The organism is Aureitalea marina, from assembly GCF_002943755.1.
In the GTDB taxonomy this organism is placed as follows: domain Bacteria; phylum Bacteroidota; class Bacteroidia; order Flavobacteriales; family Flavobacteriaceae; genus Aureitalea; species Aureitalea marina.
Genome location: NZ_MQUB01000001.1, coordinates 192,396 through 212,851, shown reverse-complemented (window position 1 = coordinate 212,851; position 20,456 = coordinate 192,396). Strand labels below are relative to the sequence as shown.

The following is a 20,456-nucleotide window of genomic DNA, read 5'->3' as shown; positions in this document are numbered from 1 at the left end:
ATGAAACTGAACATCGCATTATTACCAGGAGATGGCATCGGACCGGAGGTGACAGCAGAATCTGTTAAGGCCCTCAAGGCCATTGCCACAGAATTTGAGCACACCTTTATTTTTGAATCGGCTCCGGTTGGGGCTGTTGCTATAGACGAGACTGGGAGTCCATTACCCGAGAAAACCCTGGAACTATGCAAGAATACTGACGCAGTTCTGTTTGGTGCCATCGGTGACCCCAAATATGACAACGACCCAGAAGCCCCTGTAAGACCAGAGCAAGGCCTATTGAAGCTAAGAAAGTCCCTTGGACTCTTCGCCAACATCAGACCAGTAAAAGCATACGATAGTTTGTTGGATGCGTCTCCACTTAAGGAGGAAAAGATAGCCGGTACGGACATCAGCATATATCGGGAACTGACCGGCGGAATCTACTTCGGGGAAAAACAATTGAGCGAAGACGGAAACTACGCTTCTGATCTATGCGCCTACTCCCGTGAAGAGATCGAACGCATTGCACATCTCGCTTTTAAGGCAGCTCGTCAAAGAGACAATAAACTCACCCTAGTAGACAAAGCTAACGTCCTGGAAAGCTCGCGACTTTGGCGCAAGGTGGTCACTGAAATGGGTAGTCAATATCCAGATGTTGAATTGGATTTTCTATTCGTGGATAATGCCGCCATGCAACTGATACTAAACCCCGGACAGTTTGATGTCATCCTTACAGAAAACATGTTTGGGGACATCATCAGCGATGAAGCCTCAGTAATTGGAGGTTCTATCGGTTTACTGGCCTCAGCCTCTGTTGGAGAGCAGTTTGCCTTGTTTGAACCCATACATGGTTCTTTCCCCCAGGGAAAAGGAAAAGGCATAGCCAATCCAATTGCGTCCATACTTTCTGCGGCCATGATGTTGGATCATTTTAACCTGACGGAAGAAGCCCAGCGGATAAGGGATGCGGTAGATAAATCACTGGAACTGGATATCACGACTCCAGACCTCAACAAGAACGGAAACAGGATCAGTACGCGACAGGTTGGAGACTTCATAGAAGACTTTATCACCAACCCGGACGAGACCAACCTGAACTACGCCAACATTCACTTAGGTCAGTCCACCATCATTTAATCCAGCAGAATGGACTTTAAATCTGCATAACTGGATATACCGGTTTTGTGTGCAGGCTTCTGAATCAGCTGTTTTATTGGTGCAGGAATCTCGATCTTTTCGACAAGCTCTTTGGGCATCACATCTAGGAATTTGACCGGATGTGCAGTTTCCAGGAAGACGCCTTGAACCGTCTCCTTCAATCCATTTAAGAAGGACTTCAAGGCCAAATATCCAATGGCTCCATGCGGTTCCATCAGGTATTCTTCAGCTTCGTAGAGTTTACGAATTGCTTGCAAAGTTTGCTCATCATTGAAGGAGTATCCGCTCATCCAACTTTTGAGCAGATCTTCATCAAAATCATAAAGCGCCCTGATCCGAATAAAATTACTGGGATCCCCTACATCCATGGCATTGGAAATAGTGGCCACCGATGGTTTTGGATAATATATGCCTCCGGATAGGTAATCCGGGACTACCTTGTTGGCATTTGTACCGGTGATGAAATGGTGTATGGGTAATCCCATCTTCGTAGCCAGCATGCCTGCACAGATGTTTCCATAATTTCCACTGGGTACGGAAAAGACGATCTTATCAGAACTTCCCATCTGGCGCACCGCAGAGAGATAATAGAACATCTGAGGCATCCAACGAGCCACATTGATGGAATTAGCCGAAGTCATGGGTCTTTTCTCCAGGATCTCAGCATCCAGAAAGGCCTGTTTGACCATGGCCTGGCAATCGTCAAAGGTTCCATCCACCTCCAGGGCACGTATATTTCCGCCGTGGGTTGTTAATTGCTTTTCCTGTATCTCACTGACCTTGCCCTTGGGATACAGAATGACCACTTCCACTCCTTCCACACCGAAGAATCCATCGGCTACGGCTCCTCCAGTATCACCCGAGGTTGCGACTAAGACAGTGATCTTTTCATCTCCCGAAGTTTCATTAAAGAACCCCAGGCAGCGCGCCATAAACCGGGCACCTACATCCTTAAAAGCCAAAGTGGGTCCATGATAGAGTTCCAAAACAGAGATTGCTTCCTCCACTTGCTTTACTGGAAATGGAAAGCTCAAGGTCTCATTAACTATAGTGGAAAGGCGAGTAGCCGGAATTTCGTCCCCTATAAATGGCCGGATCGCATTCAATGCTAGTTCCTGATCGGATAGATTATTGAAATTACTGAGTAACTCTTCAGATAGCATTGGTATATTCTCCGGGTAATACAAGCCTTTGTCCGGAGCCAGACCCCTAACCACAGCTTCTCGGAAACTGACCGCACCGGCCTTCTTGTTCAAACTGATGTAATTCATAGCTAATCGATCAATCTGCAGCCCAGTTTGGAGATGACCGAGGCATACACCTTGGCTTCAATTCCCGTATGGACGTATTCCTGTTGCATTAATTGAGTTAGTTCTCGGGCTTTGCTCATCCCTTCACAGAAAGCAAAGAGCGACGGCCCGGAACCAGATATTCCGAATCCCAGAGCGTGATGGTCCATAACAACTTCTTTAAGTTGGTCGAAGCCGGGGATCAATTTCTTTCTGTGCGGTTCTACTACCACATCTCGAAGGGATCGCCCAAAGAGGGGTAGATCACCCTCGTAGAGAGCAGAGACTAGCCCGCCCAGATTGGCCCATTGGGTAATGGCAGAGCTCATGCTGATCTGATCCGGTAATATATCCCTGGCTGCTGCAGTTTGGATCTCTATCTGCGGGTGAATCACCGCTACAGCCAAATTGTCCGGAACCGGCAGCGAAATAACCTCCAACGGTTCATAGGACCTAACCAAGATGAAACCACCCAGTAAGGCTGCAGAGACATTGTCTGCTATAGGAGCTCCACTGACCAATCTCTCCCCTTCCCTGGCATAGGCAATGAGCTGATTGGTCTTTAATGGTCTTCCCAAAAGTTCATTAACTGCAAAAGCTGCACCAGCACCACTGGCAGCGCTGCTACCCAAACCACTTCCGGGTTTAAAACCTTTTTTTATTTCAATATCTACTCCCGTTCCAGTGTTGATATCTTTGAGGATCTTCCCGATCACCCAGCTGACAACATTGCGGTCCGGATCAGTGGGTAGGTCGGCTCCTTGAATGGAGGTAATAACGAGCTGATTGTCGGTTCTTTTAGTCAGAGTCATCTCGTCTCCCAGGTCGTCCAGAGCCACACCCAAGGTGTCAAACCCACAGGAAACATTGGCAATCGTAGCCGGAGAGAAGACCTTGACCTTGTCCATACATCAGTTTTTAGCCAGTGAGATCACATCCCCGAAGAGCCCTGATGCAGTAACTTCAGATCCTGCTCCGGCACCCTTGATGATCAACGGTTGTTCACTATATCTGTCAGTGTAGAACAAGACAATATTGTCCTTGCCCTCCAAGTTGTAAAAGGGATGGCCTTCCCGGATCTCTTTCAATCCAACCTTGGCCTTTCCATCTGTAAACTCGGCCACGTATTTGAGCTTGCAACCCTTCTTCTGGGCATCGACAAAACGTTCAGTAAAAAAAGCATCTTCTTTCTGCAGAAGAGCAAAAAATTCGTCAACCGATCCGGCTTGATCAACCGCATTCGGCAAAAAGGACTCGTTGCCGATATCCTCCAATTCCATCGGCACACCACTTTCCCGAATAAGTATTAGGATCTTTCTCATCACATCTACTCCACTCAGGTCGATTCGCGGGTCGGGTTCGGTATACCCTTCTTGCTGAGCCTGCAACACAATGTCGTGGAAGGAATTGGTGGCATCCAAATGATTGAAGATGAAGTTAAGACTACCGGACAGCACGGCCTGTATAGACCGTATACGGTCTCCGGAATTGATCAGATTCTTTAAGGTATTGATCACCGGTAGACCTGCACCGACATTGGTCTCAAATAAAAATGGAGCATGATATTCCCTGGCCAGGGATTTTAATTCTCTATAATTGTGATAAGCTGATGAACAAGCAATTTTGTTACAGGCCACAACGGCTATGCTCTTCCGCAAATAGTTGGAATAGCTCATTGCCACTTCCTCACTAGCCGTTACATCCAGAAAAACACTATTGCGCAGATTCATTTCAATGATCCGATTCATCCAGGAATCGAACTCTTGAGTTTCCCCGGAAGCCAATTCCTCCTGCCAATTGTCCAGGTCTATTCCCGTCTCTGAGAAGACCATAGTACGGGAGTTGGATATTCCGCAAACCCGCACATCGACCAATAATTCATTGAGCAAATGATCTCGTTGCTGCCGGATCTGTTCCAGTAGGATCCCGCCCACATTACCTACACCTTTAATGAAAAGATTGAGCCGATTGACCTGTTTCTCGAAAAATGAATTGTGTAAGGTATTGACCGCCTTCTTTACATCACGGCTGTCAATGACTGCCGAAATATTCCGCTCTGAAGCCCCTTGGGCAATGGCCCTAATATTGACATTATTCTGGCCTAATGCGCTAAACATCTTACCACTCACTCCCTGGTGACCCTTAATGTTGTCTCCGATCACCGCAACGATGCATAGATCGACCTCTACCAGTATAGGGTTGATCTTTTCAAGAGAGATCTCGTAAGCGAATTCCCCGTCGATGACTTGCCTGGCCCGCTCGCATTCTTCGCGTTGAATACCGACACAAATGGAATGCTCTGAGGATGCCTGAGTGATCATTACTACATTGATCTTATTGAGGGAGAGGGTTTCGAAGAGTCTTTTTGAAAAACCCGGGATACCGACCATACCATTGCCCTCCAAGGTGATCAGGGCTATATCCGGCAAGTGACTTATCCCTTTAATGATCCCCCTGTCATTATTCACCTTAGCCGAAATGAGCGTACCTTGATCCTCTGGGGCGAAGGTATTCTTCACTCGAATAGGAATCTGTTTCTGCAAAGCCGGCTGTACGGTAGGCGGATAAATGACCTTGGCTCCAAAATGAGACAACTCCATGGCTTCCTGATAGGATAATTCCTCAATGGGAAACGCCTGCTTCACCCACTTCGGATGGGCTGTATACATCCCGGAAACATCGGTCCATATCTGAAGTTCTTCGGCCTCCAGGGAGGCTGCAACTATAGCAGCTGTATAATCCGAACCTCCTCTGCCTAGAGTGGTGATGTAACCACTTCGGCTACGTGAGATGAAACCGGGCATAATGGTTATGGCTGCCTGGTTCTTCTTAAAGTACTCCCTGACTCTGATCTTAGTTTCATCGATCAACAAGCCAGCGCAGGTAAACTGTTCGTCGGTAACGATCAGTTCTCGGCTATCTGCCCATTGGGAATTCGAGGACTGCTTGGCCAGGGCCTTAGAGATAATGATGGACGACATCCATTCACCAAAACTGAGCACTTTATCGCGACTCATCACAGAGAATTCACCTATGGCGAAGAGCCCAAGGACAATCAGGTCCAAGAGGTCCAAAATGGCTGTAATGTCTTTTTCGTCTTGTTTGCTCAGATCAAATTCGTGTACCACCTCAAGGTGGCGTTCACGGATCTGGGCCAATGTTGTCTTGTAGGACTGGTCTTGGTTAACGGCTTGTTCGCCCGCCTGCTGCAGCAGGTCGGTCACTCCACCCAATGCAGACACCACCGCTATGACGGGGCCCGATGAGCTTTGAGATAATAAATTTCGAATAACAGCCGATATGGACTGATGGGAGGCTACTGAAGTACCTCCAAACTTGAGGACTTTCACGGGTTAGTTGTTTAGGGAATGCTAGTATAGTTATAATTTCCTACAAATCAGACCAAAAACTGGAACAATTCCGGCTTATCATTCAGGTAATCACCGAAAAAGCTTCGCTCTTTCATTTTTTGGATAAGGGGTTGTAGATCCGAAGAATGCTTTAATTCGATTCCCACAACTGCCGACCCATTCTCCCGATTGGTCTTCTTAGTATATTCAAAGTGTGTAATATCATCATCGGGTCCTAAAACCTCAGCCACAAATTCCTTCAATGCACCGGCCCTTTGCGGAAATCGGACGATGAAATAATGCTTAAGAGAGGACTCTAATAATGCCCTTTCTTTGATCTCACTGGTTCTGGTAATGTCGTTGTTCCCGCCACTGATCACACAGGCCACTCGCTTACCTTTGATCGCTTCCCGATACTGTTCTAAAACAGTCAGGCTCATAGCTCCGGCCGGTTCTACCACACAGGCATCCTTATTGTAGAACTCCAGTATGGTTTGGCAAACAGCACCTTCCCTGACCGTTGCGGGCTCAACTTTATTCAACCTGCAAATTTCCAAGGTCAATTCTCCCATCCGTTTTACCGCAGCTCCATCTACGAACTTCTCAATGTGCTCTAGTGCTACCCGCTTTCCCTGCTCCACGGAACTGGTGAAGGAAGGAGCTCCGGCCGGTTCAACACCTATAAGCCGTGTAGAAGAAGAATTAGACCGAAAGACAGAACTGACTCCGGCTGCAAGTCCGCCCCCGCCAACCGGCAGAAAAAGGAAATCCAGCGGTTCCCCAGATTGCTCCAGTATCTCCAGGCCTACCGTTGCCTGACCTTCAATGACCTTCTGGTCGTCGAAGGGATGGATAAAGGTCCTTCCTGTTTCCTCGGATTCTAGTAAAGCCGCGTGATAGGCGTCATCAAAACTATCCCCAACCAGCCGTACTTCAACCTGAGACTGGCCAAACATACCCACCTGCTCGATCTTTTGCGCTGGCGTTGGGACCGGCATATAAATAATGCCCGAAATATTCAATAGTTTACAGGAGAGGGCCACACCTTGGGCGTGATTCCCCGCACTGGCGCAGACAACACCCCTTAGAGATTCTTCCTGGTCCAATTGACTGATGCGATTATAGGCTCCTCTCAATTTATAGGAACGCACCCGCTGAAGGTCCTCGCGTTTTACATAGACCTCGCAATCGTATTCCTTGGACAGTCTGCTGTGGAAGGTGTAGGGCGTCCGATGTACCACCGGGGCCAACCGTTCGGCAGTCCGTTTGATTGCCTCCATGGATGGTATGTAAACGGTGGTAGGACCTATGCTCATGCTAAAACAGACTCCTTGGGTGGGTGTTGATGTATCGCCTTCATAGCGGTCATAGCTGCACGCAGTGTATGCCCCACTTGCTCGATAGGGTGTGCCGCGATTGCTTCATTAACCGCGATCAAGTCTGTGTTTTCTACTCCCTGACCATCTGTAAAATCACGACCAATATCGTTAGGCTGAACTTGCTTCATAAATTCCGTCATCAGAGGTTTACAGGCATGGTCAAAGAGATAACAACCGTACTCCGCCGTATCGGAAATGATACGATTCATTTCGTATAATTTCTTGCGCGCCACCGTATTGGCGATCAGGGGTAATTCGTGCAAGGACTCATAGTAGGCCGATTCCTCGATGATACCAGAGGCAACCATAGTGTCGAAGGCCAGCTCCACGCCTGCCCGGATAAAAGCAGCCATGAGGGTCCCATGATCAAAGTAGGTTTGCTCGCTGATGTGATCGGCTGTTGGTTCGGTCTTTTCAAAAGCAGTTTCGGCGGTTGCAGCACGCCATTTCAGTAGATCCGCATCGTCCTTGGCCCAATCTGCCATCATGGTCTCAGAGAAGTGACCGGACATGATATCGTCCATATGCTTTTGGAAAAGTGGCGTCCAAAGGACTTTCAATTCTTCCGAAAGCTGGTAAGCTCTGATCTTGGCCGGGTTGGATAAGCGGTTCATCATATGGGTGATCCCTCCGTGTTTCAAGGCCTCGGTCAGGGTCTCCCAACCAAATTGGATCAGGCGAGACGCATATGCCGGGTCTACGCCCTGTTGGACCATTTTGTCAAAGCACAAAATAGATCCCGTTTGCAGTACTCCACATAAGATGGTTTGCTCTCCCATCAGATCACTCTTTACCTCGGCGATAAAAGAAGAGGCCAACACCCCCGCTCTGTGACCACCGGTAGCATAGGCATAGGCTTTAGCCTGGTCCCAACCCTTACCTTCCGGATCGTTTTCCGGATGAACTGCGATCAGGGTAGGTACACCAAAACCGCGTTTATACTCTTCTCTTACTTCGGTTCCTGGACATTTTGGCGCCACCATGATCACGGTAATATCCTCGCGGATCTTAACACCTTCCTCCACTATATTGAAACCATGCGAATAAGACAGGGTTGATCCCTGTTTCATCAGAGGTACCACAGCCTTTACCACATCACTGTGTTGTTTATCCGGTGTTAAATTCAGCACCAGATCAGCCTGAGGGATCAATTCCTCAAAATTGCCCACTTCAAACTCGTGCCGTGTAGCCTTTTGGTAAGACTCCCGCTTCTGAGCGATAGAAGACTGCCGTAGGGCATATGCAATATTTAGTCCGGAATCTCGCATGTTGAGACCCTGATTTAGCCCTTGGGCACCACAGCCAATAATGACGATCTTTTTGCCGTCCAGGGCAGCTGTTCCGGATTCGAATTCCGATCGATCCATAAAGCGGCAACGACCTAGTTGATCCAGTTGTTCTCTTAAACTTAATGTGTTGAAATAATTAGCCATGATCTGCTTGATTAATGTGTGAATGCTGCCAGCATTTCGGTTATTTTCATCTCATCCTTGGTCACTGCAATCCGCCCGGAACGGACAAACTGCATGATACCAAAGGCACTTAATTCTCGGTAGAGTAGATCTACCTCATGTCTTCTACCGGACTTCTCCAATACGAAGAACTCCTTGTTAACCGTTACGATCCGTGCATTGCTATCCTTAATGATGTTCTGGATCTGTCTCTCCTCAAAAAGCAGGTCCGATTTGATCTTAAACAAACAAGATTCCTGGTAAATGGTTTCCTCGTCTGTGTGATAGAAGGCTTTGATCACCTCGATCTGTTTTTCGATCTGACCAATGATCTTCTTCATCTGGGATTCGGTGATATTGACCAGGATAGTAAAACGGGAGACACCTACGATCTCCGATATCGAGGTATTTATGCTTTCGATATTGATATGTCTTTTCTGGAAAATGGCCGAGATCCGGTTCACCAATCCCACATTGTTCTCCGTGTATACAGAGACGGTAAAAAGTTGATTCTGTTCTTCCATATCTAGCTCAATCTAATTTCAGAAACCGCTGCCCCGGAAGGGATCATCGGAAATACGTTATCTTCTTTTTCTACACAGACCTCTAGGAAATAAGGCCTGTCCGATTGGATCATCGCCTTGACGGCATCCGATAGCTCTTCCCGTTTGGTAACTCGATGAGCCTCCAACTGATAGCCCTTGGCAATGGTCACAAAGTCTGGGTTTACCAATTCGGTAGAAGCATAGCGTTTATCAAAGAACAGCTGCTGCCACTGGCGCACCATCCCAAGGAAATCGTTATTCAGCACCACGATCTTGACCGGCACCTGTGTCTGGAACAGTGTGCCCAACTCCTGAATGGTCATCTGATAACCCCCATCGCCGATCACAGCGATCACTTCCCGCTGTGGCGCAGCCATCTTTGCTCCTATGGCTGCAGGAAGGGCAAATCCCATAGTACCTAATCCTCCAGAAGTAATATTACTTTTTGTCTGCTTGAACTGCGCATAACGACAGGCGACCATTTGATGCTGTCCTACGTCGGATACTATGGCAGCCTGACCGCCGGACTGCTCATTGATTGCACGGATCACTTCTCCCATGGTCAGCCCAGGTTTGGTCGGATACAGATCATCTTTGATGACCTTTTCCTCTTCGATCTGGTCCAATTCTGCAAAACGCGCCTGCCACTGTGGATGTTTATTCTCCTGTATCAATGGAAGCAAAAGCGAAAGTGTCTCTTTAGAATCTCCTAGGACCGCCAGATCTGTTTTGACATTCTTGTCTACCTCTGCTGGGTCAATCTCAAAATGGATTACTTTGGCTTGCTTGGCATAGCGATTCAGATCGCCGGTTACCCGATCGTCAAACCGCATGCCAATGGCGATCAGTACATCGCATTGGTTGGTCAGGATATTGGGCGCATAATTTCCATGCATCCCTACCATTCCAACATTCAGCGGATGATCGGTCGAAATGGCCGATGCCCCATAATGGTCCAGGCTGCGGGTATTCCTGCCTTTTCAATAAGCTCTTTTAATTCGTCCTCTGCCTTACCAAGTATGATGCCCTGTCCCCAAACGATAAATGGTCTTTTGGCCTCATTGATCATCTGAGCGGCCTCCTCGATCTTAGTCATATCAGGATCGGGTACTGCCTTATAACTCCTGATCTTCTTGCAAGGTGTATACTGGTAATCCAGCTTCTCGAATTGTGCGTTTTTAGTAATGTCTATCAGTACCGGACCTGGACGGCCACTGCGAGCAATGTAAAATGCCTTGGCCATTACCTCCGGGATCTCCTCGGCAGAAGTGATCTGATGATTCCATTTGGTCACTGGAGTGGAAATACCAATGATATCCGTCTCCTGAAATGCGTCACTTCCCAATAAATGAGCGGGCACCTGGCCGGTGATGCAGACCATGGGTGTAGAATCGATCATGGCGTCGGCAATTCCGGTAATGAAATTGGTAGCCCCGGGGCCAGAGGTTGCAATGGCAACGCCTACACGACCGGAGATCCTGGCATAGCCTTGAGCAGCGTGTGATGCCCCCTGCTCATGCCTGGTCAGCACGTGGTTCAACTTGTCCTGATACTTGTACAATTCGTCATAGACCGGCATGATTGCCCCACCCGGATAGCCGTACAGGGTATCTACACCTTCCTCGATCAGGCAACGAACTACTGCTTCACTCCCGGTGATATTATTATCTACTTGCACCGTTCCGGTTGATTTTTTCTGTGTATCGGTTCGCATAAACTGAGTTTAGATTTCGTCCGTTACGCATCCTGTGGATGCTGATGAAACTGTTTTCGCGTATTTGTAGAGAGCTCCTCTGCTCGTCTTTAATTCAGGTTGCCTCCAGGCAGCCTTTCTACTTTTCATTTCTTCCTCTGAGATATCCAACTGTAAGGTATTGGTCTCGGCATCTATGGAGATGATATCTCCATCTTTAACCAGGGCGATCGGGCCTCCAACTTGTGCTTCAGGGGTAACATGCCCAACAACAAAGCCGTGTGTCCCACCAGAAAACCGCCCATCGGTAATCAGGGCCACCTCCTTACCCAGGCCTGCACCCATAATGGCGGCAGTGGGCTTGAGCATTTCCGGCATACCCGGACCCCCCTGAGGACCTTCATACCGGATCACGACGACCTCTCCCTTTTGGACCTCCCCTCTAACAATTCCATCATTGGCATCGAATTCACTATCGAATACACGCGCAGGACCGCTAAATTTCAGACCTTCTTTTCCAGTGATCTTAGCAACAGCTCCGGTTGGAGACAGGTTCCCTGTCAATATTCGTATGTGTCCGCTAGACTTAATGGGATTCTCTACAGGCCGAATGACCTCCTGCCCTTCTTTAAGGCCTTCTACATCAATTAGGTTTTCGGCCAGTGTTTTCCCGGTTACTGTGAGGCAATCTCCATGGATCAAGCCTTTGGTTAGCAAATATCTGAGCACTCCCGGTATACCGCCAACTTCATGGAGATCTTCCATAAGGAAACGACCACTGGGTTTTAAGTCGGCCAGGAAAGGGGTTGTATCACTGATACGCTGGAAATCTGATAGCGTAAAATCGATCTCTGCTGCCCTAGCAATAGCCAGAAAATGCAAGACCGCATTGGTCGAACCACCTAAAATGGTCACCAATCGAATGGCATTCTCCAGAGATTTCCGGGTAATGATATCCAGGGGTTTAATGTCTTTTTCGATCAAGGTCTGCATGGCCTCTCCTGCTTGTATCGATTCCTGGGTCTTTAAGTCACTCCGCGCCGGGTTGGACGAATTATAAGGCAGTGACATTCCGAGGGCTTCTATGGCCGAGGCCATGGTATTGGCCGTATACATCCCTCCACAGGCTCCCGCTCCCGGACATGCTTTTTGGACGATCTGCTGAAATTCGTTCTCAGTGATCGAACCAGCCACTTTGCTTCCCCAGGCTTCAAAGGCCGAGACTACATCCAATTTCTTGCCGTTGTGGCAACCGGAATCGATGGTGCCTCCATAGATCAAAATGGAGGGTCGGTTAAGCCTGATCATGGCCATCAATGCACCAGGCATATTCTTATCGCAGCCAACCACTGTAACCAGGCCGTCGTAACTCATGGCCTGAACAACGGTTTCCATAGAATCCGCGATCAAATCTCTTGATGGCAAGGAAAAACGCATTCCCGGTGTTCCCATAGAAATCCCATCACTTACGCCAATGGTATTGAAGATCAGTCCTACCATTCCGGAATCGTTCACACCCTGCTTAGCCAATAGCGCCAAATCATTGAGGTGCATATTGCAGGGGTTCCCCTCATAACCGGTACTTGCGATACCAATAAGGGGTTTTTCAAGATCTTCTCTGGTGAGGCCGATAGCATGGAGCATGGCCTGCGCTGCCGGCTGGGTCGGATCCTGGGTGATGGTCTTACTGTAAGTGTTGGGTAGCTTCATATATGATTCGAAATTATCGCATCATCAAAGCGAAAAATCCGACATACTGATCATAGCCCGAGGTTCAATACAACGATTAATAAGCTACAAATCTGTTTTTCAATTACTTATGTAGTTTAAGTGTCCTACGTTCAGATTATTTTATTTCATGAAATTTTCAGTCTCAGCTCCCTTTTTTATTGGCATTGCAAAAAAAATTGAACCGGAAATTTCGATCCACCTTATCAATTCTCGTTGTGGACAAATGGTTAATTACATCGTTATAGTATTATTTTTATCAACATACCCTACTTTTTTGGGGGTATAAAAAATTAATTCTAATATTTTTGACTAAACACCCCTATTAAATTTGGGGTTTATTATGGTATTATGAAAAAAATAGAGGCGATCATTCGAAAATCTAAATACTCCAAAGTGAAGGCCGCCCTTCACGAAGTTGGAGTGAATTTTTTCTCGTATTGGGATGTCACTGGACAGGGAAACGAGAAAGAAGGCCATGTTTATAGGGGCATAAACTACAGCACGACCGATATACAGCGTCGATTTTTATGCATAGTGGTCAATGACGATTTTGAAGAGATTACGATCAAGACCATTATAGACGCCGCTCAAACCGGAGAGATTGGCGACGGGAAGATATTTGTTAGCGATATAAAGGAAGCCTACCGTATCAGAACGGGAGACAGCGGCGGGGACACATTAAACTAAAGCAGGACCAGAAAACATGGAGAATTTTACCGCAAATAATGTTTGGATGATGATCTGCACTGCCCTGGTCTTCTTTATGCACTTGGGCTTTGGTCTATTGGAGGCGGGTTTGACACGTCAGAAGAACACACTTAATATTCTTTTCAAGAACATCTTTATCATTACCTCCGGCTTATTGCTATACTACATCATTGGATTTAACCTGATGTACCCAGGCGACTTTAACGGTTTTCTCGGATCCTTCGTTCCGGGAATTGCACCACCGGAAAATGGCATGACCCCAGAATATGCTAGTGGCGGTTATACCTGGTGGACGGATTTCCTCTTCCAGGGAATGTTTGCAGCTACGGCAGCAACTATTGTTTCCGGAGCAGTGGCAGAACGGATCAAGATCGGCCCCTTTATGATCTTTGTGGTGCTTTATGTTGGTCTGGTCTATCCTATTGCCGGCTCCTGGCAATGGGGAGGAGGATTCTTATCTACCCTGGGCAATGAGGTCAATGAAGCGGGTGAAATCTTAAAAGAGGCTGGTTTCTACGATTTTGCCGGTTCTACTTTGGTGCATTCCGTTGGTGGTTGGGCTGCCTTGGTTGCCGTTTGGCTTTTAGGGGCACGTATTGGAAAATTCAAGGATGGACGACCACGAGCCATCCCCGGCCACAACATTCCCATGGCCAACATGGGTGTACTGATCCTTTGGTTAGGATGGTTTGGCTTTAACGGAGGGTCTGTTTTATCTGCGGACCCTGAAGCGACCTCCCTAACGCTAGTTACCACCTGTTTGGCAGCTGCTGCAGGCGGAATGGGAGCATTTTTCCTATCGACCATTCTCTTTAGGAACCTGGACCTGACCATGTTCTTAAATGGAATACTCGGAGGCCTGGTTGGGATCACAGCTGGTGCAGATCAAATGAACCCCAATGAGGCGGTGATCATCGGACTGATAGCCGGACTGTTGGTGGTGGTAGGAATCACCTTGATCGACCGCAAACTAAAATTGGACGACCCGGTTGGAGCCATTGCAGTTCACCTGATCTGTGGAATCTGGGGAACCCTGGCAGTAGGGATCTTTGGCCAGATGGCCGGTTGGGAGCAATTGTTGTATCAATTGGCTGGTGTTGGCGTGTATGCCGCTATGTGTATTGTTTCGTCATTCATCATCATATTTACCCTAAAGAGCACCGTCGGTATTCGGGTTTCAGAACGCGAAGAATTAGAAGGACTGGATGGCTTCGAACACGGAATGGATGCCTATCCTGACTTTAGGATGAACGAACATTAAACCCGCTGTGGTAATACCGGGGAGTCACTGACCCCATCAACTTCCCGGTTTCTACTTTTGTCCCTTAAAATTCTGGAGCAAATAGGTCTTTTGGAGTTGGGAACTATTGTGTACATTTGTGGCCGAATCTGAGGAAAGATTTGACTGATTGCAACCTCGATAAAAAATGCTAAAGGCAGTGTAAACTCCCGCCGAGGCTTTCGTCAAATCTTCCCGAAAACTATTTGACTTTTACTATGGCCTATCTGTTTACTTCAGAAAGTGTTTCCGAGGGACATCCCGATAAAATTGCTGATCAGATCAGCGATGCATTGATCGATAATTTCCTGGCATTTGACCCCCAATCCAAGGTTGCTTGTGAGACCCTGGTTACTACGGGTCAGGTGGTGCTTGCAGGAGAGGTTAAATCCAATATCTATTTGGACGTGCAACAGATCGCACGCGATGTGATCAACCGTATCGGATACACCAAGGGTGAATATCAATTTGACGGTAATTCCTGTGGTATCCTATCCGCTATTCACGAACAGTCCGACGACATCAACAGAGGGGTGGATCGGGCTACCAAAGAAGAACAAGGAGCTGGTGACCAGGGAATGATGTTTGGTTATGCTTCCAGGGAAACTGAGAACTATATGCCATTGGCTTTGGATCTCTCCCACCAACTGCTGATCGAACTGGCTGCTCTGAGAAGAGAGAATTGGGAAATGGACTACCTGAGACCTGATTCCAAATCGCAGGTAACCATAGAATATGGCGATGATAACAAACCCGTACGCATAGACAGCATCGTACTCTCAACTCAGCACGACGAATTTGACGAGGACGAGAAAGTCATGTTAGACAGGATCAATAAGGATGTAAGAGAAATTTTAATCCCGCGGGTCAAAGCCAAATTACGACCAGAGACCAAGGCCCTGTTCAATGATCAGATCAAATACCATATCAACCCGACCGGAAAGTTTGTGATCGGCGGCCCTCATGGAGACACCGGCCTGACCGGACGCAAGATCATCGTTGACACCTATGGCGGAAAAGGTGCCCATGGCGGAGGAGCTTTCAGTGGCAAGGATCCCAGTAAAGTAGATCGTTCTGCGGCATATGCCACCCGCCATATCGCGAAAAATCTGGTTGCTGCAGGAGTTTGTAACGAGGTCCTGGTTCAGGTGTCCTACGCCATTGGAGTGGTAGAGCCCATGGGAATCTTCATTGACACCTACGGCACTTCCAAAGTAGATATGTCCGATGGTGAAATCGCTGAAAAAGTTGGCAAAATATTTGACATGAGACCGGCTTCCATTGAAGACCGACTGAATCTACGTCAACCGATGTATTCGGAAACGGCTGCCTATGGTCATATGGGGCGTAACAACGAAAAAGTGACTAAAACCTTCAGGACTCCGGGCGGTGAGGAAAAAACAATGGAAGTTGAGTTATTCACTTGGGAGCGATTGGACTACGTTGATGAAGTCCGATCAGCCTTCGGCCTGTAGTTTCAGATAATATTGTGATCCCTGGCCTTTTGGACCGCCTCTATCTTTGAGTGGACCTGAAGTTTCTTGTAGATATTCTCGATGTGCTTTCTAACGGTACTGGGAGACAGAAAAAGATTGTCGGCAATTGCGGTATAACTTAGCCCTTTACTGAGTTGTTCCAACACCTCCACCTCTCTATTAGAAAGGGAAATGGCCTCCTTATCCTTTTCATTTTTGATGGACTCAGGATTGCGAAGGAGTTTGAGGGTCTTCAAAGCGATTGAGGGATTCATGGCGGCACCCCCGTTAAGCGTATCCAAGATACCTTCATGCAATGCCCTTGGATCGATCTCCTTTAACAAGTAACCATCGGCCCCAGCTTTTATGGCATTGAAGATATTCTCGTCATTGTCAAAAGCTGTCAACATCACCACTTTGATCTGGGGATATTTCTGTTTGACCACCTGGGTAGTCTCTATTCCGTTAAGGACGGGCATCTCAATATCCATCAAGATCAGATCCAGGACGTGGTCCTCTTCCAACCTGGCCAAGAGATCGGCGCCGTTCAAAGCTTTGTGTTTTACCTTGAGGTCGTCAAAGAAGGATAGTTTCTCTTCTATGGCGTGGATCAAGAATGAATTGTCGTCTACTATTGCGATTTTGATGGCCATGATCTTTTCTATTATGCCGGCATAGTGAACCCGATGGAAGTCCCTTCTCCAACTTGTGTTTCTATGACTAATTCGGAGCCGATATCGCGGGCTCTTTTCTTCATATTGTTCAGGCCATTTCCAAGTTCGGCCTGTTTAAGGTCGAAGCCTTTACCATGATCTTTAATAGCAATAGCCAGGCTACCCTCTTTCTCATCTACGGAAACGACAATTTGAGAGGCCTCGGCATATTTCAGGGCATTGTTCACTGCCTCCTGGATGATGCGATAAGCATTCATTCCAACAATCGAGCTGAATGAGCTGTTCTCCGGAACTTCCTCTGATACCTTGAATTCGAACTGCAGCTTTTCATTTGCAGCGCGCGCCTGATCGATAAAATTGGAAATACGCGCCTGTAGGTCCTCCACATTAATGGAGCCTTTGTTCATGGCCCAGATGGTATCCCGTAACTCATAGATGGTTTGAGAGGTAAAACCGCTAATGCGTTGAATGCGATTTGTAGTGGCCGAATCCTTGTCCTTAAGACCAAAGGTCAAATTATCCAGGCTAGAGATTATAAAAGTGAGTTGGGAGCCAATATTATCGTGAAGATCCCTGGAAATCCTAAGGCGTTGTTCTTGCAACCTGTTCTGAGTCTCAATTCGGGCCAGGGCAGTTTTCAATTCGGCTTCCTTCTTCAACTGATCATTTTTCAACTTTTGCCTATTGTAGACCAGATAACCCAACAAGCCCAGAAGTATCGCCAGGCCCAAACTACCATATATCAAGTTATTCTTCCTTTTTACCTGTAACTCCTTTTCCGCCAACTCGGCCCGCTGTTGCAATATCTCTTTTTCTTTCTTTTCCGTCTGGTACTTGGTATCCAGCTCCAACATGGTTTTGGAATTTTCCCGATTCAGCAAGGTGTCTTTAACCGCTATGTATTCGTAGAGCAGTTCATTGGCCTGCTGATAATCTCCGCGGGCTTCCGCCAGGTCTACCATTGCTGCTACTCCCTCTTTCTCGACCAACTTAATGTCATTGGCTCGGGAAATTTCCAAGGATCTCTTTACATATTGCTCCGCCTTATCGTAGTTCTTCTTGCTCAGGAACATTTGTCCAAATCCGAGGAAGCTATTCGCTCTACCGTAATCGTCATCAATGATTTCCCGGATCTCAATAGACTGGTTGAAGTAGTCCTCCGCCCGACTAAAATCCTCTTTGTTGGAATAGGCAATTGCGATATTGGATAACTGAGTAGCTTCCATCTTGCGGTCTTCTATTTTCCGGGCGATCTCTAGTCCTTTTGTGTAGGAGGTAATGGCATCATCGTATTGCTGTAGATAATCGTAAATGGCACCGACGTTGTTGTAACCATTGATGAGGCCATCAAAATTTCCCAGTTCTTCCTGGATCTCTAGCGCGCGGGTCAGATAATCGGTGGTCTTGTCAAATTGTTGGGAGTAGTAATAGACGACACCAATGTTATTGTACGCCTGGGCAATACCATTTCGATTACCCAATTTCTCTTCCGCTTTAAGGGCATCGAAGAGATACTCCAGAGCTGTATCGTATTCTCCCCGCCTGATATGCACGGTTGCGATATTGTTGAGCACGACGGCAAACCCTTTTGTGCTGTTGTTGGCCTCTACGATCTCTAAGGCACGATTGTAATAGATCATCGCACTGTCGTAACTGGTCTTGCGTTCGTAATAATTGGCCAGGGTATTCAAATTGGTCCAACGTCCCAGGTCGTAGTCCAGGTTTTCTGATAAGGCAAGGCCCTGCTCGGCGAACGCCTTGGCACTATCCAGAGCCGTGACATTGTAATGACCTGCAACTTTCTGATACAAGATGGCTTTGGATGTGTCCTCCGGAGAGGATCGCAGGACAGCCATGGCGCTGTCGATATTCGTAATTGTTACCTGTGCCTGAAGTGGAATTACGAAGCAAATGATCCACAAGAGTCTGAAAATCTTCATGATCGGTTAGTTGGTTGCTGTACTAATTTACACTATCCAGGCTTATTTCCCATTGAGGTCTCAGTGCCTCATTCAGATTGTATTCCTGAAAACGGTATGCATCCAGGGCTTGTTGACGAATGGTGATCTGGGATTTGTGTTGGGACAGACGGTCGATCATTGTGGTCATTTCGAGCAAATGCTCTGCCCTGCAAGAACGATTAATTCGGGCAAACCAAAGACAAACAAGACTAGCTGTGGCTAGCACCAAGATAATGACAAGCTGGGCAATCATCTGGAAGATTTTTAAGCAATTTAGCTCCGACCAACCCAACTATCAATAAGTCAATTGACCTATTCTACCCTATTTTAAAGGGGTGACCAGTTGACCTGAACTCCACTCACCGATCTTTTGCACAAGGTCTTTATCGTGGTAGTATCCCCTGCCCTGATAACTCCCATTGCTCCAATTGCCACCGTAATATTCACCAGAATCATAGAAGTAACGCCCCATTCCGTGAAATTGATTGTTGCTATTAAACATACCACTGTATTTATCGCCATTTGCGAATTTGTAGGTACCCATGTGCATTTTACCATTTTTGAAAAAGCCGGTAAAGGAATCGCCATTGTCCCACTTATATCGTCCGTATTTGCTGTAGCAATCTCCGGCGGTACAGCCCGTTTCTACATTATTGGTAAAGAAATCGTAGGCCACACTCAGGTTTCCATCGTTAAACTCGCCCTGTTTCCAGGTATCCCCGGTCACCGTTATTCCGAGGCCGTTTAATTCACCTTCCCTGTAATATCCAATGATATTGTCGTTGTTCTCGGCTATGTAGACCCCATAGCCTTCCATTTTATCGTTTGTCCAACTGCCAATATATTTACCCGCATCGCTCCAATTGTAGAGTCCGTAACCATGGCGTTTGCTGTTAAGCCAAAACCCGTCATAGTACCCATTGTCATATTGGTATTTGCCCCAACCATTGGCGCAATCGCCAGATACACACCCTTTCTTAGAACCAGCTGTTACTTCTATCTTTTCTACGGGTTGAAAATCGTAGGAAGAGGCACTGTAATATCCTTTTAAACGATATCGTTTGGTGCCATTTTTACTGACAACCATATCGTTTCCATCCGCAGCTGTGGTCACGCTGGTATAATCCATGACACGGCCTTTTTCAACTATTCCATATTCCTTTTTGTCTACATCTCGATACCAATAGGTATTCTCTACCGAGTAAGGTAAGGCCTTCACCGAACGACTCCCCCAACCTGCGTAATTTCGGATGCCTTCCAACAGATAGGTGGTAGATACTTCTCCCACGTAGTAAACGTAACTTCCATTGATGTTGCTGAAATCACCAACTACATATTGATCCCCCTGATAAAAGGCAAAAGATTTAGGATTGGTCAGGTAAAAGTCTTTCGCCACATTCCGTGCAATGATCACCGCCTGACCCCTATCGCCGGTGACGGCACCTTTGAAATCTGCCAAAAGATAGACATCCCGTCTATTGTCATCTATCACACTTAGGGTATCTGTTTTAAGATACTTCAGGGATCTTGTATTGGTCAGTTAAGCACCATCGTGGTCAAAAAGGTCGAATCCTTCACCGGCCGTTTTGACCCAATATGGACCACTATTGATTGCGGTATTAGTACTTTTTGGTTGTTGAACCTGACCATAGGCAAAACTGGTCAATAAGAAAAGACACAGGAACAGGGATCCCATGACAATTAGGTTTAGATGGAATTCAAGTTACAAAAATGCCCAGGGATGTTAAAAAGCCCGGGCCCGGAACAGCTGTTCCGGGCCC

Annotated in this window: 16 protein-coding genes and 1 pseudogene; 4 read left to right on the top strand and 13 right to left on the bottom strand. The window is 47.1% G+C overall.

The annotated features are described in order from the left end of the window. A complete protein-coding gene (leuB, locus tag BST85_RS01000) occupies window positions 1–1,119 on the top strand; it encodes a 3-isopropylmalate dehydrogenase (protein WP_104811556.1) in 1,119 nt (372 codons plus the stop codon). Here leuB and thrC read toward each other — a convergent pair. The 8 genes and pseudogenes from thrC to ilvD form a co-directional block, all read right to left on the bottom strand. Continuing rightward, window positions 1,116–2,411, bottom strand: a complete 1,296-nt coding sequence (gene thrC, locus BST85_RS00995) for a threonine synthase (RefSeq protein ID WP_104811555.1) — start codon at window positions 2,409–2,411, stop codon at window positions 1,116–1,118. The two genes, leuB and thrC, sit on opposite strands and share 4 nt — an antisense overlap. A 2-nt stretch (window positions 2,412–2,413) precedes the next feature. Then, entirely contained in the window at window positions 2,414–3,337 is a 924-nt protein-coding gene (locus tag BST85_RS00990) for a homoserine kinase (protein WP_104811554.1), read from the bottom strand. A gap of 3 nt (window positions 3,338–3,340) precedes the next feature. After that, the gene (thrA, locus tag BST85_RS00985; protein ID WP_104811553.1) at window positions 3,341–5,779 is read right to left on the bottom strand and encodes a bifunctional aspartate kinase/homoserine dehydrogenase I; all 2,439 of its coding nucleotides are present in this window, start codon (window positions 5,777–5,779) and stop codon (window positions 3,341–3,343) included. Between the two features lie 47 nt (window positions 5,780–5,826). After that, on the bottom strand, window positions 5,827–7,095 hold the full coding sequence (gene ilvA / locus BST85_RS00980; protein ID WP_104811552.1) for a threonine ammonia-lyase IlvA: 1,269 nt from the start codon (window positions 7,093–7,095) through the stop codon (window positions 5,827–5,829). After that, window positions 7,092–8,591, bottom strand: a complete 1,500-nt coding sequence (ilvC, locus tag BST85_RS00975; protein ID WP_104811551.1) for a ketol-acid reductoisomerase — start codon at window positions 8,589–8,591, stop codon at window positions 7,092–7,094. Before ilvC ends, ilvA begins: the two co-directional genes overlap by 4 nt. Window positions 8,592–8,602: 11 nt before the next feature. Continuing rightward, complete coding sequence (ilvN, locus tag BST85_RS00970) at window positions 8,603–9,133, bottom strand: acetolactate synthase small subunit (protein WP_104811550.1); 531 nt, start codon at window positions 9,131–9,133, stop codon at window positions 8,603–8,605. 2 nt (window positions 9,134–9,135) lie between these two features. After that, a pseudogene (ilvB, locus tag BST85_RS00965) lies at window positions 9,136–10,868 on the bottom strand (biosynthetic-type acetolactate synthase large subunit). 9 nt (window positions 10,869–10,877) lie between these two features. Next, window positions 10,878–12,557 (bottom strand): dihydroxy-acid dehydratase, encoded by a 1,680-nt coding sequence (gene ilvD / locus BST85_RS00960; RefSeq protein ID WP_104811549.1) that lies wholly within the window; start codon window positions 12,555–12,557, stop codon window positions 10,878–10,880. 369 nt (window positions 12,558–12,926) lie between these two features. On the opposite strand from ilvD, the gene BST85_RS00955 reads away from it, so the two are divergent. The 3 genes from BST85_RS00955 (at window position 12,927) to metK (ending at window position 16,040) form a co-directional block, all read left to right on the top strand. After that, window positions 12,927–13,265, top strand: coding sequence for a P-II family nitrogen regulator (locus BST85_RS00955; RefSeq protein WP_104811548.1), 339 nt, complete (start codon window positions 12,927–12,929; stop codon window positions 13,263–13,265). A gap of 16 nt (window positions 13,266–13,281) precedes the next feature. Beyond that, on the top strand, window positions 13,282–14,547 hold the full coding sequence (locus BST85_RS00950) for an ammonium transporter (protein WP_104811547.1): 1,266 nt from the start codon (window positions 13,282–13,284) through the stop codon (window positions 14,545–14,547). Between the two features lie 236 nt (window positions 14,548–14,783). After that, window positions 14,784–16,040, top strand: a complete 1,257-nt coding sequence (gene metK, locus BST85_RS00945) for a methionine adenosyltransferase (protein ID WP_104811546.1) — start codon at window positions 14,784–14,786, stop codon at window positions 16,038–16,040. A 2-nt stretch (window positions 16,041–16,042) separates the two neighbouring features. Here the strand turns inward: metK and BST85_RS00940 are convergent, their stop codons facing one another. The 5 genes from BST85_RS00940 to BST85_RS14280 all read right to left on the bottom strand — a co-directional run bounded on the left by BST85_RS00940 (window position 16,043) and on the right by BST85_RS14280 (window position 20,371). Continuing rightward, window positions 16,043–16,693, bottom strand: a complete 651-nt coding sequence (locus tag BST85_RS00940) for a response regulator (protein WP_104811545.1) — start codon at window positions 16,691–16,693, stop codon at window positions 16,043–16,045. An 11-nt stretch (window positions 16,694–16,704) separates the two neighbouring features. Then, entirely contained in the window at window positions 16,705–18,654 is a 1,950-nt protein-coding gene (locus BST85_RS00935; RefSeq protein WP_104811544.1) for an ATP-binding protein, read from the bottom strand. Window positions 18,655–18,676: 22 nt separating this feature from the next. Beyond that, window positions 18,677–18,928 carry a hypothetical protein gene (locus tag BST85_RS00930; RefSeq protein WP_104811543.1) on the bottom strand — a complete coding sequence of 84 codons (252 nt, stop codon included), beginning with the start codon at window positions 18,926–18,928 and terminating at the stop codon, window positions 18,677–18,679. 69 nt (window positions 18,929–18,997) lie between these two features. Next, window positions 18,998–20,167, bottom strand: coding sequence for an MORN repeat-containing protein (locus tag BST85_RS00925; RefSeq protein ID WP_104811542.1), 1,170 nt, complete (start codon window positions 20,165–20,167; stop codon window positions 18,998–19,000). A gap of 48 nt (window positions 20,168–20,215) precedes the next feature. Beyond that, window positions 20,216–20,371, bottom strand: a complete 156-nt coding sequence (locus tag BST85_RS14280; RefSeq protein ID WP_181039929.1) for a hypothetical protein — start codon at window positions 20,369–20,371, stop codon at window positions 20,216–20,218. Window positions 20,372–20,456 lie beyond the last annotated feature (85 nt).